Origin of the sequence: Nocardiopsis gilva YIM 90087, from assembly GCF_002263495.1 — a bacterium.
GTDB lineage: Bacteria > Actinomycetota > Actinomycetes > Streptosporangiales > Streptosporangiaceae > Nocardiopsis_C > Nocardiopsis_C gilva.
On record NZ_CP022753.1, the window covers coordinates 846,221 to 861,413 of the forward strand.

15 protein-coding genes are annotated in these 15,193 nt (G+C 70.1%); 10 read left to right on the forward strand and 5 right to left on the reverse strand.

Features of this window, described 5'->3' with window-relative positions; genetic code table 11:
* Positions 1-158: 158 nt before the first annotated feature.
* Entirely contained in the window at positions 159-428 is a 270-nt protein-coding gene (locus CDO52_RS04120) for a hypothetical protein (protein ID WP_017620700.1), read from the reverse strand.
* Positions 429-836: 408 nt separating this feature from the next.
* A complete protein-coding gene (locus CDO52_RS04125; protein ID WP_017620701.1) occupies positions 837-1,364 on the reverse strand; it encodes a gamma carbonic anhydrase family protein in 528 nt (175 codons plus the stop codon).
* A gap of 365 nt (positions 1,365-1,729) precedes the next feature.
* Here CDO52_RS04125 and CDO52_RS04130 point away from each other — a divergent pair, with 365 nt between their 5' ends.
* The gene (locus CDO52_RS04130; protein WP_017620702.1) at positions 1,730-2,944 is read left to right on the forward strand and encodes a hypothetical protein; all 1,215 of its coding nucleotides are present in this window, start codon (positions 1,730-1,732) and stop codon (positions 2,942-2,944) included.
* A gap of 200 nt (positions 2,945-3,144) precedes the next feature.
* On the forward strand, positions 3,145-3,594 hold the full coding sequence (locus CDO52_RS04135; RefSeq protein ID WP_017620703.1) for a GNAT family N-acetyltransferase: 450 nt from the start codon (positions 3,145-3,147) through the stop codon (positions 3,592-3,594).
* 106 nt (positions 3,595-3,700) lie between these two features.
* Here the strand turns inward: CDO52_RS04135 and CDO52_RS04140 are convergent, their stop codons facing one another.
* Positions 3,701-5,353 (reverse strand): MDR family MFS transporter, encoded by a 1,653-nt coding sequence (locus CDO52_RS04140; RefSeq protein ID WP_394296733.1) that lies wholly within the window; start codon positions 5,351-5,353, stop codon positions 3,701-3,703.
* A gap of 260 nt (positions 5,354-5,613) precedes the next feature.
* Between CDO52_RS04140 and CDO52_RS04145 the strand changes: the two genes are divergently transcribed.
* Both CDO52_RS04145 and CDO52_RS04150 read left to right on the forward strand, forming a co-directional pair.
* A complete protein-coding gene (locus tag CDO52_RS04145) occupies positions 5,614-6,204 on the forward strand; it encodes a TetR/AcrR family transcriptional regulator (RefSeq protein ID WP_017620705.1) in 591 nt (196 codons plus the stop codon).
* Positions 6,205-6,552: 348 nt separating this feature from the next.
* Positions 6,553-7,008: a C40 family peptidase gene (locus CDO52_RS04150; protein WP_232524378.1), complete on the forward strand. Its 456-nt coding sequence runs from the start codon at positions 6,553-6,555 to the stop codon at positions 7,006-7,008.
* Positions 7,009-7,133: 125 nt separating this feature from the next.
* Here CDO52_RS04150 and CDO52_RS04155 read toward each other — a convergent pair whose 3' ends face one another.
* A complete protein-coding gene (locus CDO52_RS04155) occupies positions 7,134-7,514 on the reverse strand; it encodes a RidA family protein (protein ID WP_017620707.1) in 381 nt (126 codons plus the stop codon).
* Positions 7,515-7,769: 255 nt separating this feature from the next.
* Between CDO52_RS04155 and CDO52_RS04160 the strand changes: the two genes are divergently transcribed.
* The 4 genes from CDO52_RS04160 (at position 7,770) to CDO52_RS04175 (ending at position 13,014) form a co-directional block, all read left to right on the forward strand.
* Positions 7,770-9,362, forward strand: a complete 1,593-nt coding sequence (locus tag CDO52_RS04160) for an N-acyl-D-amino-acid deacylase family protein (protein WP_017620708.1) — start codon at positions 7,770-7,772, stop codon at positions 9,360-9,362.
* A 214-nt stretch (positions 9,363-9,576) separates the two neighbouring features.
* The gene (locus CDO52_RS04165) at positions 9,577-10,293 is read left to right on the forward strand and encodes a response regulator transcription factor (RefSeq protein WP_033301559.1); all 717 of its coding nucleotides are present in this window, start codon (positions 9,577-9,579) and stop codon (positions 10,291-10,293) included.
* Positions 10,286-11,737: a sensor histidine kinase gene (locus CDO52_RS04170; RefSeq protein ID WP_232524379.1), complete on the forward strand. Its 1,452-nt coding sequence runs from the start codon at positions 10,286-10,288 to the stop codon at positions 11,735-11,737. The genes CDO52_RS04165 and CDO52_RS04170 overlap by 8 nt, the downstream gene beginning before the upstream one ends.
* Before the next feature lie 752 nt (positions 11,738-12,489).
* Complete coding sequence (locus CDO52_RS04175; RefSeq protein WP_232524380.1) at positions 12,490-13,014, forward strand: C40 family peptidase; 525 nt, start codon at positions 12,490-12,492, stop codon at positions 13,012-13,014.
* Between the two features lie 461 nt (positions 13,015-13,475).
* On the opposite strand, the gene CDO52_RS04180 is transcribed toward CDO52_RS04175, so the two are convergent.
* On the reverse strand, positions 13,476-13,793 hold the full coding sequence (locus tag CDO52_RS04180; protein ID WP_017620712.1) for a hypothetical protein: 318 nt from the start codon (positions 13,791-13,793) through the stop codon (positions 13,476-13,478).
* A gap of 205 nt (positions 13,794-13,998) precedes the next feature.
* Here CDO52_RS04180 and CDO52_RS04185 point away from each other — a divergent pair, with 205 nt between their 5' ends.
* On the forward strand, positions 13,999-14,304 hold the full coding sequence (locus CDO52_RS04185) for a DUF6412 domain-containing protein (protein ID WP_017620713.1): 306 nt from the start codon (positions 13,999-14,001) through the stop codon (positions 14,302-14,304).
* Between the two features lie 152 nt (positions 14,305-14,456).
* Positions 14,457-15,188, forward strand: a complete 732-nt coding sequence (locus tag CDO52_RS04190) for a YidC/Oxa1 family membrane protein insertase (RefSeq protein WP_017620714.1) — start codon at positions 14,457-14,459, stop codon at positions 15,186-15,188.
* Positions 15,189-15,193 lie beyond the last annotated feature (5 nt).

The window sequence follows — 15,193 nt, forward strand, 5'->3', positions numbered from 1 at the left end:
ACCGGTGTGACGACCGGTGGCGGCGATGGGGGATCAGGAGAGCGGTCCGACCGCTCTCCTGATCCCCCTTTTTTCTTCATGTCTTCGTGCGGAGAGCGCGCGGAGAGAGAAGAGCAGAGAAGAACACACGGAGCGGGGTGGCGCGGGGCGCAGGGTGGTCAGCCCCGGCAGGTTTCGGGGCCAGTGGTCTGGTGCGACCGGCGCGGCCGGGGTGCGGCGCACGGGGATGATGTGACGGATGAGGCGGGAGGCAGCACGGCCGACGGCTCCTGATCGAGGACGTCGGGGCGCACGCCGAGGACGCGGTCGATCTCGTCCAGGCTGAGCGGCGCCTCGGCCGTGGCCACGGCGCTCAGCACCTCGGCGTAGAGCTCGATCTCGGCCAGCGCGACATGGTCGTGCAGGCGCATGTCGATGTCGGAATCCATGCGCGCCCACCTCCATCGAAAGCGCTGCGGGAGGACGCGACCCGTCCTGTGCGTACGGCCGGACGCCGTTGCCCGTGCCGTCGGGGTCGTCGCCGGGCAGGACCCCTGACGGGGCCCGATATCCAGCCTCGAAATATAGGCTACGCGCCGGTAGCCTCGCGTCGCATGACTCGGACGGGCCATTCTGCGGCCACCGCCGATGGAGCCATCCGCTGCGCCCGATTCACCGGATCCCGGTCGGCGAATTGGGCGTGTCGGCGGATTCGGCTGCACTATTCCCCATCGTTGTCAGGGGATGCGAAAGGTCGGATGTATTGGACCTGAACTGCTGCCCAGAGCATCGCTCGGGCGTCGTTGCCCGATATTGAGCCGTCCGTATCCGGGATTTGCGGGTCTCCGGGAATAGAACTAGCGCCAGGTCACCTTGCGGTGATCGCGTGCGTACCGCTCGTATTTTTCCGGCGTGTCGGCAAAGACCTCACGGTCACTATCGGTGAGTTCGCGGATGACTTTTCCGGGAACGCCCGCCCACAGGGTGCCGGCGGGAACGGTCTTGCCCGGAGGCACCAGCGCTCCGGCGGCGACGAGTGCCCCCGCTCCCACCCGGGCTCCGCCGAGCACGGTGGCCCCGATGCCGATCAGTGCGCCGTCCTCGACCACCGCGCCGTGCACCATCGCCTTGTGGCCCAGGCTGACGCGATCGCCCAGCACAGCGGGCTCTCCCGGATCGGAGTGCAGCCCGCACTGGTCCTGGATGTTGCACAGCTCACCCACGACGATCTCCTCGGTGTCGCCCCGCAGCACCGAGCCGTACCAGACACCGCTGCGATCCCCGATCCGGACGCGGCCCACAACGACCGCCCCCGGGGCGATCCACGCACCGGGGTGGATATCGGGCGTACCGAACGGGCCATCGCCCACCAGGGGTCCGTTCATGTCGTGACTCCTTGCGTCTTAGCGCGGATACGGAGATGAATATGTCCTACTCAGCCCCGCGCGTGCGTGATCCGGCATACCTTAGTAGGAGGATGAGCACGGTGGTCATGATGGGTCGGCACGGTCGACTACCCGCCCGGGTTATTGAGGGGGCGGGGACCGGCTACTACCGTGGTCGGTTCCACGGTGTTCACAACGTCACGCTTCGCACTGGACTCGGGCTCTTGCGCCTCCGTCTCCCGGTACACCTGAAACCCCTGGGACAACGAATGTCACTGACGTGTTCTTGTGGTTCGGGCGGGGAACGTGGGTCAGGCGGTCCGAGCCGCCTACCCCGACTCGCAGCCAACCTGGTTGATTAGGACATGAACGAACACAGCAACGACATTCTGCCGAACCTACTCCGCGACGAAGCCTTCCCGACCGTTCGAAAGAACGGCTACGACAAGCGCCAGGTCGACGATTTCGTCGTCCGCAACCACAACCAGATCCGCGACCTTCAGGAGCGGCTGGCGCGAGCGCACGACGAACTGGAGCAGCTCCGGCGTGAGCTGGCCGAGGCCAAGGAGAAGGCCGCGGTCAAGCCCGAGCACGAGCAGATCAGCGAGCGCATGGCGACGATCCTGCGGATCGCCGAGGAAGAGGCCAAGGACAAGCGCGCCAAGATCGACGAAGAGGTCAACGAGATCCGCGAGAAGGCCCAGAAGGAGGCCGACAAGCGGAAGAAGGAGGCCGAGGAGCACGCCGAGAGCGTCGTCTCCAGCGCCCGCTCCGAGGCCAACGAGATGGTCGGCACGGCCAAGCAGGAGACCGAGCAGCTCCGCACGCAGGCCAAGCAGGACGCCGAGCGGCGCCTGGGCGACGCCGAGGCGCGCGCGAAGACGATCAACGAGACCGCCGACCGCCGCCTGGCCACCCTGACCGCCACGCACAACGAGGCGGTCCGGCGGCTCAACGACATGCACGAGACGCTGGAGGAGCTGCTCACGGCGGAGAAGTCCGCCGGGCCGCTGGAGACCGGCATGTCCGAGGAGGAGATCAGGGCGGCGAACGAGAAGGCCGCCGCCGCGGCTCCTCCGTCGGGGGGCAAGTCCGGAGGGGGAGCGCAGGCGGCGCAGGGGCGGCCCACCACCGCCCCGGCGGCCGGCGGTGCCCAGCAGCCGAAGCCCGCGTCCTCGGGCGGCGGCGCCGAGCCGAAGAGCAGCACGTCCGCACCGTCCACGTCGGCACCGTCCACGCAGTCCACCCCGTCCACGTCCGCCTCCGACTCCTCCGATGGCGAGGAGACCACCAAGGTCCCGCAGCCCCAGAACGGTCCGGAGGCGTCCGCCAACCGGCCTCCGTCGGCGGCGGCCGCCCCCGAGGCGAGCACGCCCCAGGCGGCCCGCCCCGGTGGTGCTCCGCGTCCGCAGGGCGCGCGTTACGCGGGTCCTGCTCCGGATCAGGAGGCCACCGCGCCCGCCGCACCTGCCGCGCCCCCCGCTCCGGGCGGAGGCATCTACAGGCAGCCGCAGACACCCGCTCCGCAGAAGCCGGAGACGGCCGATGGCGCCGAAGGAGTGCGCATCATCAAGCCGTAGAGGTGCCTCCCGCCGCCTCGCTCCGGGGCGCGGGGTTCCCGGTACGAAGCGGAGAACAAAGATCTCAACACCGTTGGTCAGCGGGGCTGTGCGGCGCCGGGGACGAGGGACCGAGCACCCTCGCCCTCGGCGCCGTTTCGTCACGGCTTGCGGGGTATCGTCGGTCTTGTCGTCCTCTGTCGGCTACGATGCCGAAAGCCATGATTATCCGCGCGGCCATCCGGTCTGACCTCGGTGCGATCCTGCGACTCCTGCGGGATCTCGGCGACGCGACGCACGCCCAGAGCGGCACCGTCCGTATGTCCTCGGCCGCTGTCCGGGCATGGACACGCATCGAGAGCGACCCCGACCGCTCCGTCCTCGTAGCGGAGAGCAGAGGGCAGATCATCGGCACCCTCGACCTGATCGTGGTCGCCAACCTCACGCACGACGCCCAGCCGTGGGCAATCATCGAGAACGTGGTGGTCGACGCGGGCTGTCGGCGGCGGGGGATCGGCCGGGCCCTGATCGAGGACGCCCTGGACCGCGCCGCCCGCGCCGGCTGCTACAAGATCGAACTGCTCTCCCACGAGGACCAGCACGATGCCCATGGCTTCTACAAGGCCATGGGCTTCGCCTACTCCGCCGAGGGGTTCCGCCGCTACCTGTGACTCACCCTCAGCCCCCGTTCCCGATGATCTCGGAGATATTGGGGATTCAGCGGCGGTTTTTACCCCGATATCCCCGAGATCAACTTCAGGGGCGGCCAGGTGGCGGTCAGCGCCCCGAGCGCAACGGGATCTGCCGGAAGAACAGCACGGTCACGAAGCCCACGACGGCGATCGGGAGCCCCAGCAGGAAGACGGTGTGCATCGAGCTGTTGAACGCGGTGATCACCGCGTCGTGGGCCGCCGGCGGCAGCGAGTTGATGATCGCGGGGGAGCCCATCGCCGAGTCCGAGATGCTGGGCAGGGGAGGCGGTTCCTGCCCAGCGGCCTGGGCCGCCGCTCGGGCCCGCTCCGCCTTCTCGGCCAGCTGGGCCAGCTCGTCGTGCAGCCGGTTGGTCATCACCGCGCCGAAGGCCGAGACGCCCACCGCCCCGCCGAGGTTCCGGAAGAAGGTGACCGCTGAGGTCCCCGCCGCCAGATCCGCCCTCGACAGCGCGTTCTGCGTCGCCAGGATCAGGATCTGCATCGTCAGCCCGATGCCCAGCCCGATCAGCGCGACACCGAAGCCCACCAGGACCAGGCTGGAGTCGACCTCCAGCAGGGTCAGCACGTAGAAGCCCAGGCCCACCAGGACCATGCCGACGACGGGGTAGATCTTCCACCGGCCGGTGCGGCTGACCACGATGCCCGAGGAGATCGACGCCGTGAGCAGGCCGATCACCAGCGGCAGGGTCATCAGCCCCGAGGCCGTGGGGCTCATCCCCTTGACGATCTGCAGGTACTGCGGGAAGTAGATCATCACGCCGAACATGCCCATGCCGATGGCCATCGAGCCCAGCGAGGACAGCACGAACGTCCGTTCGCGGAACAGCCGCGGCGGCAGGATCGGGTCGTGCGCGCGCCGCTCGCTGACGATGGCGCCGATGGTCAGCGCGATGGCGGCAGCGATGAGCGCGTACGTCGGCGCCGAGTTCCATTCGAACGACTTGCCGCCGAGGCTGAGCACCAGCATGACCGTGCTCGCCGCGCCGACGATGAAGGTCGCGCCCCACCAGTCGATGCGTGTGCCGGTGCGCGGGCGTACCGGCAGCCGGAGCAGCCGCTGGATGACGATGAAGGCGACCACCGCGAGCGGCACGGTGATGAAGAAGCACCAGCGCCAGCCGAGCGGGCTGTCCACGAGGAAGCCGCCGAGCAGCGGCCCGGCCACGGTGGAGACGCCGAAGACGGCGCCGATGAAGCCCGAGTAGCGTCCGCGCTCACGCGGCTCCACCACGTCGCCGAGGATGATCTGCGGCAGCGAGGCGAGCCCGCCCGTGCCGATGCCCTGGAAGAGCCGGGCCACGATGAGCCACGTCATGTCCTGGGCGAAACCGGCGGCCACGGACGACACGATGAAGATGACCAGCGCTATCTGGAAGCACAGCTTGCGCCCCCACAGGTCGGAGAGCTTGCCCCAGATGGGTGTGGTGGCGGTCATCGTCAGCAGCGCCGAGCTCGCCACCCAGGCCAGCCGGTCCTGTCCGCCCAGTTCACCGACGATCGTCGGCAGGGCGGTGCCGACGATCGAGTTCGTCAGCATCGACGTGAGGACGGCGAGCATGAGTCCGATCAGGACCTCGATGATCTGCCGTTGGGTGTACCGGGGCGTCGGCGCCTCGTCCGTGTCGGCACCGCCGGCCGACGGCCGATCGGCCACCCGCGCCCCGGCTGATTGCTCTGGCTGTTCGTCCGGCCGATTCTCGACCGACTGTCGCTCCACTCCGCGTGTCCCCCAAGCGTGTGTGTGGAAATCGAAATCCGAGGGATCCGCGCCCGCCTCCGTTCCCCCGCACAGGACCCGATGTGGGCATGCGGCAGCGTCCCCGCTCGTACGGAGGTGGGTCGACAGGATCATGTACTGGTATAAGTAAACACTGTTGACTTGTCAAGTCGGAACGCTGGATTTCGTCCCTCGCAACAGCCGCCGGTAGGTTGCGACGGGGGTTGTGGCCTGGGCGGGGACCTGTACGGAGGATGGATATGGAACGGCCGGACGACACCAGTGCGTGCGCGGGCCGGGTGCGTGACCGAGCCGCCACGCGCCAGCGCATCCTCGACAGCGCGCGCGAGCTGTTCACCAGCGAGGGATACGAGCACGTGTCCTCCCGGCGGATCGCCGCGCACGCGGGCGTCAACGTCGCACTCATCAACCGCTACTTCGGGGCCAAGCGCGGACTTCTCGCCGAGGTCATCGCGGAGGACGCGGTGTTCCCCGGCATCTTCGAGGGCGACCCCGCCACCCTGCCCCGGCGGCTGGCCGACCATCTGGCCGGGCGCGTGCTCGGCTCCGGAACGCCGCTGCAGCGGGCGCTGGAGCACTCGATGGGCGACCCCGACCTGCGTTCCGTCTACGAGGAGCGGCTGAAGAGCGCCCTCATCGAGCCCCTCGCCGCCCATCTCGGCGGGCCGGACGCCCGAGCGCGGGCGTCGCTGGTGGCCGGGGTGGTGCTCGGCATGGGCGTGGTCAAGCGTGCCGAAGGCGCGACCGCGCTCCTCGAACTCGACCCCGGCGCTCTGGCCGAGCGGCTGACCCGCGTCATCGAGCAGTGCCTGGAGCGGTTCGCGCCCTGAGCGGCGGCTCCCGGGGCCGCCGCACGGCGGCCCCGGGTGGTGTCGGGACCCCGGCCCGGCCACGCCGCGACGCCCCGCGCGCCGTTCGTGTGATCCACCGAACCGCGACGGTCCCCTCCCACCCGGGTTCCGCGTCTATATCGTGTGCGTTCCTGGATCCGAGCGCGACACGCCGAGGGGCCGCGGGGTGCTTTGGATGTATAAGCCCTGTGTTTCGCTGGGAATTGTTCCCGGCGCATTTCGGTAATGCGGTAATGAGGAGCGATAACAGGGGGGAAAGTGACGAATCTCCACGGCGTTACCCGTATACCCCGGCGAAAGAGACCCCGACCCATGACACGGGCAGCGGTGACCTTATCCGTTTTCCTGGCGATCAGCACGACGGGGCTGATATCAGCGACGCGCGCGGTCGCCGACGAACACGGCGGCGTTTCCGAGTGGGCGAGCTACACCGCAGAACGCGCCGTCACCTACGCAACAGCCCAGGTCGGCACACCCTACAAGTTCGGCGGCTCCGGCCCCAGTGGCTTCGACTGCTCCGGCCTGGTCCAATGGGCCTACAAAAAGGCCGGGAAGGCCATCTCGCGCACCACCTACACCCAGTACCGCGAAGGCAGTGCCGTTCCGCGCTCCCGGCTGCGCAGGGGTGATCTGCTGTTCTTCTACTCCGGTCCGAGCCACGTGGGAATGTATGTCGGAAACGGCCACATGATCCACGCGCCGCGTTCCGGACGCCTCGTCCAGATCGTCGATATGGCGAGGTACTACGACCGGAAGCTCGTCGGCGCCCGACGCGTCGCCTGACCCGTCGCGGATTCGCGGCCGGAGCGTCGATCCGGCGGCCCCTTTGCCCCGCGGCCCGCGGCCCGCGCGGCCACAGCGGGGCAAAGGCGCGCCTTGGGGCCATGGGCGCCCGGCCCGGTCCGCTTTCACTCGCGGAGCTTCGCGACCACGTCGATCGCGACCAGGATGTCCATCAGCTCGGAGCCCACCGTCGTACGCGCGGGCATGGGGTCGGAGAAGAACTCCGAATAGACCGCGTTGAACTCGGTGAAGTCGTGCTTGAGGTGATGCAGGTACACCGTGGTCCGCACGACGTCGTGCAGCGTGAGGCCCCGCTCGGCGAGCACCGCCTGGATATTGCGCAGCACCTGGGCCGTCTGCGCCCCGACGGAAGCGGCCACCTCGCCGGTTCGCGGATCGTGCGGGCCGAACCCCGACGTGAAGAGGAACCCCCCGGACACCACGCCCTGGCTGTAGGCCCCGCCCGGCTGAGGTGCCTGGTCGGTGTGGATCGCCTGCTTGGTCATAGTGCGCTCTCCTTTGGGTGAAGACCGTCGGGACATGGCCAGCTGGAATCTGCGACCGGCGTCAGCTCCCACCACTACCATCGCCGATTTCGCGCCAGATCGAGGGCAGAGTCCGGCCCGGGCGTGGCACGGCATTCGGACACTCGCCCCCGCCGTCGCCCCGTTCGCGGCGGCGGCCACTAGATTTGCCAGTGACCTCGTGGGCACTGCCAGCGGTGCGGCACGGAGGGCGCAGCGACAGGTGGGAGGCAGCGCATGACGAGTGTCGTACTCGCCGGGGGCCGCGTCGTCGACGGAACCGGGGCACCCGGTCGGGCCGCCGACGTCGTCGTCGCGGAGGGACGCGTCACCGAGGTGGCCGAGCCGGGACGAGCCGAGGCCGGCGGGCGACGCGTCGACGTCACCGGGCTGGTCGTCGCCCCCGGGTTCATCGACATGCACGCGCACTCCGACCTCGCGGTCCTGGCCGACCCCGCGCACGAGGCCAAGGTCCGCCAGGGCGTCACCACCGAGGTCCTCGGTCAGGACGGGCTGAGCTACGCGCCCGTCACCGACACGACGCTGCCGCAGCTCCGCGCCCAACTGGCCGGATGGAACGGCACCCCCGACCTCGACTACGCGTGGCGCGGCGTCGGCGAGTACCTGGACCGGATCGATGCGGGCACCCCGACCAACGTCGCCTACCTGGTGCCGCACGGCAACGTCCGGATGGCGGTCATGGGCACCGAGGACCGCGCACCCAGCGCCGCCGACCTGGGCGCGATGCGCGCCCTCGTCGCCGACGGCATGGCCGACGGCGCGATGGGGATGTCTGCCGGGCTGACCTACACCCCCGGGATGTACGCCGATGACGCGGAGATCGTCGCGCTGCTCGAACCGGTGCGCGCGGCCGGGGGCTACTACTGTCCCCACCACCGCAACTACGGCTCCCGGGTGGTGGAGTCCTACCAGGAGTGCCTGGAGATCGCGCGACGCGCCGGCGTCGCGCTGCACCTCGCGCACTGCCACGTCAACTTCCCGCGGAACAAGGGGCGCGCCCCCGAGGTGCTCGACGCGATCGACGCCGCCGTGCGGAACCACGGGCTCGACGTCAGCCTGGACACCTACCCCTACCTCGCCGCCGCCACCTACCTGGGCGCGCTGCTGCCCAGCCGCGCGCACGCGGGAGGCACGTCCGCGGCCATCGCCCGGCTGCGCGACCCGGCCGAACGCGCCCGGATCCTCTACGAGGTCGAGGTGGTCGGCACCGACGGCAACCACGGCGTCCCCGCCGACTGGGACACCGTCGTCATCACCGGGGTCACCCGGCCCGAGCTGTCGTGGGCGGTGGGATCGTCGATCCGGCAGCTGGCGGACGCGCGCGGACGCGAAGCCGCGGAGGTCTTCGCCGACCTGCTCATCACCGACGAGATGGGCACCGGCTGCCTGCTGCGCGTCGGCAACGAGGAGAACGTCCGGACGATCATGGCCCACCCCGCGCACACCGCCGGGAGCGACGGAATCCTCGTCGGCGCCAAGCCGCACCCGCGCGCCTGGGGCACCTTTCCCCGCTACTTCGGGACCTACGTGCGCGAGCTGGGCGTCCTGGGTCTGGAGGAGTGCGTGCGGCACCTGACCTCCCGCCCGGCGCGTCGGCTCGGGCTGACCGACCGGGGTGTCATCCGACCGGGCGCGGTCGCCGACATCACCGTGTTCGACCCCGACACGATCGCGTCCACCGCCACCTACGACAACCCCCGCAGCGCCCCCGAAGGCATCCCGCACGTCCTGGTCAACGGCGAGTTCACGGTGCGCGACGGCGTCCGGACCGACCGCGTACCGGGGAGATCCCTGCGCCACCGGGCGTGAGCCGTCGCGGAGAAGAGCACCACCCGACGCCCACACCACCGCCGCCCCCGGCGTCCGGCTCCACCCCCGCGGACAGCCGTCGGCCGGGAGCGACGGATGCCCCGCAGTGTCGGCAGGCAGGTTAAGAGGTGTCTGAGAGTCCGCGGCCGACCGGTACTTCCGCAGGCCAGGGACGAGTAACGTCGATCGGGTGGCGAATAGAGGAGGGACACCCGTGGCGGGTGGAACGCGGGTGCTCGTCGTCGAAGACGAGCCGTCGGTGCGCGACGCCGTCGCCGACGCCCTGGAGCTGGAGGGGTACCAGGTCACCCGGGCCGCCGACGGCGGCAGCGGGCTGGAGGCGGTCCGGCGGTGGCCGCCGGACGCGATCGTGCTCGACGTGCTGATGCCGTTCATGGATGGCCTGACCATGTGCGAGCGGCTGCGGTCCCGTGGCGACCGCACGCCGATCCTGATCCTGACCGCGCGCGATGCCGTGGGCGACCGCGTCGAGGGGCTCGATGCCGGAGCCGACGACTACCTGGTCAAACCCTTCGACCTGGACGAACTGCTGGCGCGGCTGCGGGCGCTGCTGCGTCGTGCCTACCCCGAGGAGACCGGGACCATCGGCTACGCCGACCTGACCGTCGACACCGACGGCGGGCGGGCGTGGCGCGGGGAGCGCGCCATGCAGCTGAGCCGCACCGAGTTCGCGCTGCTGGAGGTGCTGGCGCGCAATGCCGGGCGGGTGGTGCCGCGCGGTGTCATCGCCGACGGTGTGTGGGGCTACGACTTCGGGCCCAACTCCAACTCGCTGGACGTCTACATCGGCTACCTCCGCCGCAAGCTGGAGGCCGGGGGCGAGTCCCGGATGGTGCACACCGTGCGCGGCGTCGGCTACGTCCTGGAGGAGCGGCCGAGCGCCGGCCGCGGGGACGCGTCCCGTGGCTGAGGGAACCGGTCGGGACGGTCGGCGCCAGGGGCGGGACCGGCGCTCCCCCGCGGACGCGACCGCTGCCGCGGACGCCTCCGGTAGCGGCGGCACCACGGCAGGGCCGAAGCCCACGGTGTGGACCCGGTGGCCGCTGCGCGTGCGCCTCGCGGTCCTGACGGCCGTTGTCGTCGCGGGCGCGGTGCTGGCCGGGGCGGGGGTCGCCTTCGTCGTCGTCCGCCACACCCTCTACGGCGAGTTGGACGGCAGCCTGACGCGTGAGGCCACCCGCGTCGAGCGGCAGATCGACCGCAACACCTGGCTCGGGTCGGCCGAGTGCGTGTATGCGACGGCACCCGCCTGCGTGCAGATCATCGACGCGGGCGGCGGGGTGGACCCCGAGCCGGGGGGCTTGCGTCCGGAGGTGCCGGGGACGGCGGTCGAGGTCGCGCGGGGCGAACGCGACGCGTTCTTCGTCGACACGCGGATCGGTGACATCCCGCTGCGGGGTTATGTCGCGCCGATCGGCGGCGACCGCGCCGTACAGGTCGCCATCCGCTCCGACCGCGTCAAGGCCACCGTGGTCGACGTCGGCACGCGACTGGCGCTGGCCGGTGCGATCGGCGTCGTGCTGGCGGGCGCGCTCGGCTACCTGGTGGCGCGGACCGGGCTGCGCCCGGTCGCGCGGCTGACCCGCACCGCCGAGACCATCGCCGCCACGCGCGACCCCGGGCACCGCATCGACCTGCCCGGCAACGACGAGCTCGCCCGCCTCGCCGACAGCTTCAACACCATGCTCGACGAGCTGGAGCGGTCCGTCACCGCGCAGCGGCGGCTGGTCGCCGACGCCTCCCACGAGCTGCGTACGCCGCTCACCGGGCTGCGCACCAACATCGACCTGCTCGCCCGGGACCTGCCGCCGGAGCACCGGACACGGATCCACGGCACGCTCCGCGCCCAGATCACCGAGATGACGGGGCTGGTCAACGACCTGATCGAACTCGCCCGGGGCGAAGCGCCCGAGGGGCGGACGGAAGACGTGCGGCTGGATGAGGTCGTGGAGCACTGCGTCGACTCCGAGCGGCGGAACCGCCCGGGGGTCCGCTTCGACGTGCGCGTCGAGCCGACGGTGGTGGTGGGCATGCCCGAGCGGCTCGCGCGGGCGATCACCAACCTGCTCGACAACGCCGCGAAGTTCAGTCCGGACAACGGGGAGGTGGAGGTGCGCCTGACCGACCGGGAACTGACGGTGCGCGACCGCGGGCCCGGCATCGCCCCCGACGACCTGCCCCATGTCTTCGACCGCTTCTACCGGGCCCGCGCCGCCCGTGGCCTGCCGGGATCGGGACTCGGCCTGGCGATCGTGCGGCAGGTCGCCGAAGGCCACGGGGCCGCGCTCCGGGCCGAACCCGCACCTGGCGTCGGGACCGTGTTCCGGATGTCGTTCCCCGCTGAGGAGAGCTGAGCATTCGCCATTGCGCTGATCCCGCGAATCGATAACACAGGTGTATGGAGTGGGTCGGCATCACCGCCGACAACACCCTCGACAAGACTGCCGACAACACCGCCGCGAAGATGGTCCATAGTTCCGCGGAAATTCCTTTCGCCACGGTCTTTCATATTTTCCAGCTTCTGCTTATAGTGGATTTCAGGTGCAATGATGGGTTCCGCGCCCCTGTTCTTCGTCGGTTAGCTCCTTCGGCGGGGGTGCGGAGAAGTCAGCGGCACGCGGGGCTCGCCACCCGTCCAGCGGGTCGGTGTGTCCAAGCGTCGTCCGCCTAGGCTTTTGGTCCCAAACTCCCAGATCACACGGGTTTTCTTCGGTGGTGGGGGAGATGGGATCCCCTGCGTTGGCCGCGGCCAATCCATCGATCATCCCCCTGTCGTCGCTGGATTCCGCGGTACTCGTGGATACGTGAGTCTCGGCTGTCGCCGCCGTGTGAACCGCTATTACCTGCTTCTGGCGTGAAGTGCGCGCAGGAGGCCGTCGCCGTACTCCTGCCCTGTATCCAAGGGTCGGATCGGCGAGGCGCGGAGGAGCGAACAAAATCCATGGCCACGCGGGCGCCACGCCCGCAAAAGAGTGCGCGCTCAATAACTGGGTTGTGCGCTGATCGGTGATTCGACCATCAGCGTTTAGTTGGGCTGCGCCTTTGATCATCCGTCCTCTATGCAATTTCGGAAGCATGCCCTTTGGGGTTTTGGAGGGAGGAATACATGGGTCTTGTGGAGAGGGGATTCCGGCTCGTTCGGGAGGACATGGCGCGGCCCACGATGCGTGCGGCGGCCGCCGTATCCACCGCGCTGTTGATCGTCACGCTCGGGCCAGTCTCCGACAGCAACGCCGCAGTTCAGAGCCCTACACACGCCTCGACGCGCTCGAAGGGCGCCGCGTCCGCCGCGGTGTCCCATGCCCTGAACCAGGTCGGAAAGCCCTACCGCTACGGCGCGGCCGGGCCGAGGGCGTTCGACTGCTCGGGTCTGGTGCAGTGGTCCTACCGCAGGGCCGGAAAGTCCACCGGGCGCACCACCTACGCACAGTTCCGGCGGGGCCGGCCGGTTTCCCGGTCTTCCTTGCGCAAGGGCGACCTCGTGTTCTTCTATTCGGGGCCGGGCCATGTCGGGGTGTATATCGGTAACGGCCGTATGGTCCACGCGCCGCGCTCCGGCAAGAACGTACACATCACCAGGATGTCCGCCTACTTCGACCGCTACTTCGTTGGAGCGCGCCGTATCGCCTGACCACTGAGGATTCTCCGGAGGAACCACCCACGTCCCATCGCCGTGTTACCCGTGTACGCCGGATAGCGGGTTCTCCTGGCAAGCACGGCGATGGGTCTCCGGATGTTCTCTTCTCCCTTCTTCTCTTCTCGATGGCCCGTCACGTTCTCCCGGCGTCGTTCGCCCTATTGTCCGCGGCCGAACTCGCCGGGCGTGCAGATCCGACGTCCTCCTGCTCGCCTACACCCGACATTGATTCGCAGAGGAGGCCGCAAGGGTACGGCGAGGAAATGAATCCGTCGATGCCGCGCCAGTATCTCGGCGTGCTCCGAGCGTGGCGTGGCGTACATCTCAATAGGAATATCGATACGCATGGAGCGGCACCGGGCGGGAGATCCGCTGCCGCTATTCGGCGTGCGCGGGCCAGTGGTCGTAGGGCCGCCGCCCGACTTTCGCGTGCCGTGAATGGCGCCGGTCGCGAATCAGCCCACGACGATCGCCCCGGCCAGGACCGGGTCGTTGAACGTGACCGAGCCGGAGCCGGTGGCGATGGCCCGTCCACCCTGGCAGGACGTTCCCTCGTACAGGGCGTACCTGGTGGGCACTTCGGTACCGATCGAGACGACCCCGCCCTGGTCCGCGTCGAGGACCCGGCAGCCGCCGGCCTCGACCACCTGCCGGTGCCCCGATTCGAAGGTGACCGTCACCGGTCGCTCGCGGTCGGCCGCGCCGGACATACCGGCCAGCGCCCCGGCGATGGTGGCGGACATGGTGGCGAGGTTCGCTGGGCGGATCGGCACGGTTGCCTTCCCTCTACGGAGCGGGCGGATCACTACTCCCTGTCATTTACCTACATCGGCTGGTCGAGGAGGGGGAACCGCCGCCGGTGTGTCGCGGTCGGATCTGCGCGAGGGTGCACGGACCCGGGTGGGCGCCGGGACCGCTCGCGTCGGCGGATAGTGTGTGGGCGAGCCGCCGCATCGGGTTCAGGAATGGAGGACAGCCGTGGTCTCGCTCTACACCCTGTTCCACGTGCTGTTCGCCGGACTCGATGACCCGTGGTCGCTTGTGCCCACGGCGGCTCCCGGCGGTGCGCTCGCGCTACTGGCCCTCGTCGCCGTCGGCGCCGCGCTGAGCTGGATCGCCGTCCGCGGGCTGCGCGCGTGGCCCCCGCTCGACGACGGTGAGGTCGACCGCTCCCGCGCCATGCTGTGGCGCTCCGAGCGCCTCACCCCGCCGCCACTGCGCGACCCCGATGCCCCAGGCAAGCCGCGTCCCCGGGCGCCCGGAGCGGTCCGGGTGGCCGTGTAGCCCGAACGCGGTCGCGGCGTCGGCTCCGCGTTTCCCGATCTCGTCGCGTTCCCGCCGTCCCGCGTCTCTCTTCACGCTTCCACGCGTGCTCTGCCGCGCGGCCACCTCGTCCTGCGTCCGTTGCACCCACCAGACGAGGGGCTTGCTCACCCATGTACACCTTCGGCCCGATCGCGGCCGCCATCGCCGTCGTATCCACCGTCCTCACCACGCTCACCGCCGTCGCCACCCCGGTCGCTGGGGCCGCCGGCGCGGCCGTCGCCATCGTGTGCCTGACCGCCGTCGTGCGGCTGGCCGTCCTTCCACTTTCCGTCGCCCAGGTCCGCGGCGAGAAGGCGCGGGCGCGCCTCGCCCCCAAGCTCACGGCGCTGCGGGAGAAGTACGCCAAGAACCCGGAGCGGATGCTCGCCGAGCAGCGCCGGGTGTACGCGGAGGAGGGCAGCTCGCCCCTGGCCGGATGCCTGCCGATGTTCGCCCAGATGCCTGTGTTCATCGTGCTCAACGGGGTGTTCACCAGCGCCACCATCGCCGGCGCCCCGAACGATCTGCTCACCCACACCCTCGGCGGCATCCCGCTGGGCGCCAGGCTCGGCGACGTCCTCGGTGGCGGCCTCACACCGCAGGTTCTGGTCTACATCTCGCTGCTCGTCGTCATCGCCGCGGTCGCGTGGGCGTCGCGCCGGTGGCTGACCCTGCCCGCCCTGAGGGCCAGCGCGGAGTCCGGCGGCCCGGAGCTCCCCGGCGCGCGGATGATGTCCTTCCTGTCGTTCGGCACGGTCGCCATCGCCGCGTTCGTGCCGCTGGCCGCCGGGCTCTACCTGGCGACGAGCACGGCCTGGACGGTCGCCGAGCGCCTGGCGCTACGCCACCTGATCACCGGCTGACGCCG

What these genes read in the sequence shown, in the direction of transcription:
- CDO52_RS04120 (WP_017620700.1), bottom strand. Translation starts at nt 428, where the DNA reads ATGGATTCCGACATCGACATGCGCCTGCACGACCATGTCGCGCTGGCC.
- CDO52_RS04125 (WP_017620701.1), bottom strand. Translation starts at nt 1,364, where the DNA reads ATGAACGGACCCCTGGTGGGCGATGGCCCGTTCGGTACGCCCGATATC.
- CDO52_RS04130 (WP_017620702.1), top strand. Translation starts at nt 1,730, where the DNA reads ATGAACGAACACAGCAACGACATTCTGCCGAACCTACTCCGCGACGAA.
- CDO52_RS04135 (WP_017620703.1), top strand. Translation starts at nt 3,145, where the DNA reads ATGATTATCCGCGCGGCCATCCGGTCTGACCTCGGTGCGATCCTGCGA.
- CDO52_RS04145 (WP_017620705.1), top strand. Translation starts at nt 5,614, where the DNA reads ATGGAACGGCCGGACGACACCAGTGCGTGCGCGGGCCGGGTGCGTGAC.
- CDO52_RS04155 (WP_017620707.1), bottom strand. Translation starts at nt 7,514, where the DNA reads ATGACCAAGCAGGCGATCCACACCGACCAGGCACCTCAGCCGGGCGGG.
- CDO52_RS04160 (WP_017620708.1), top strand. Translation starts at nt 7,770, where the DNA reads ATGACGAGTGTCGTACTCGCCGGGGGCCGCGTCGTCGACGGAACCGGG.
- CDO52_RS04175 (WP_232524380.1), top strand. Translation starts at nt 12,490, where the DNA reads ATGGGTCTTGTGGAGAGGGGATTCCGGCTCGTTCGGGAGGACATGGCG.
- CDO52_RS04190 (WP_017620714.1), top strand. Translation starts at nt 14,457, where the DNA reads ATGTACACCTTCGGCCCGATCGCGGCCGCCATCGCCGTCGTATCCACC.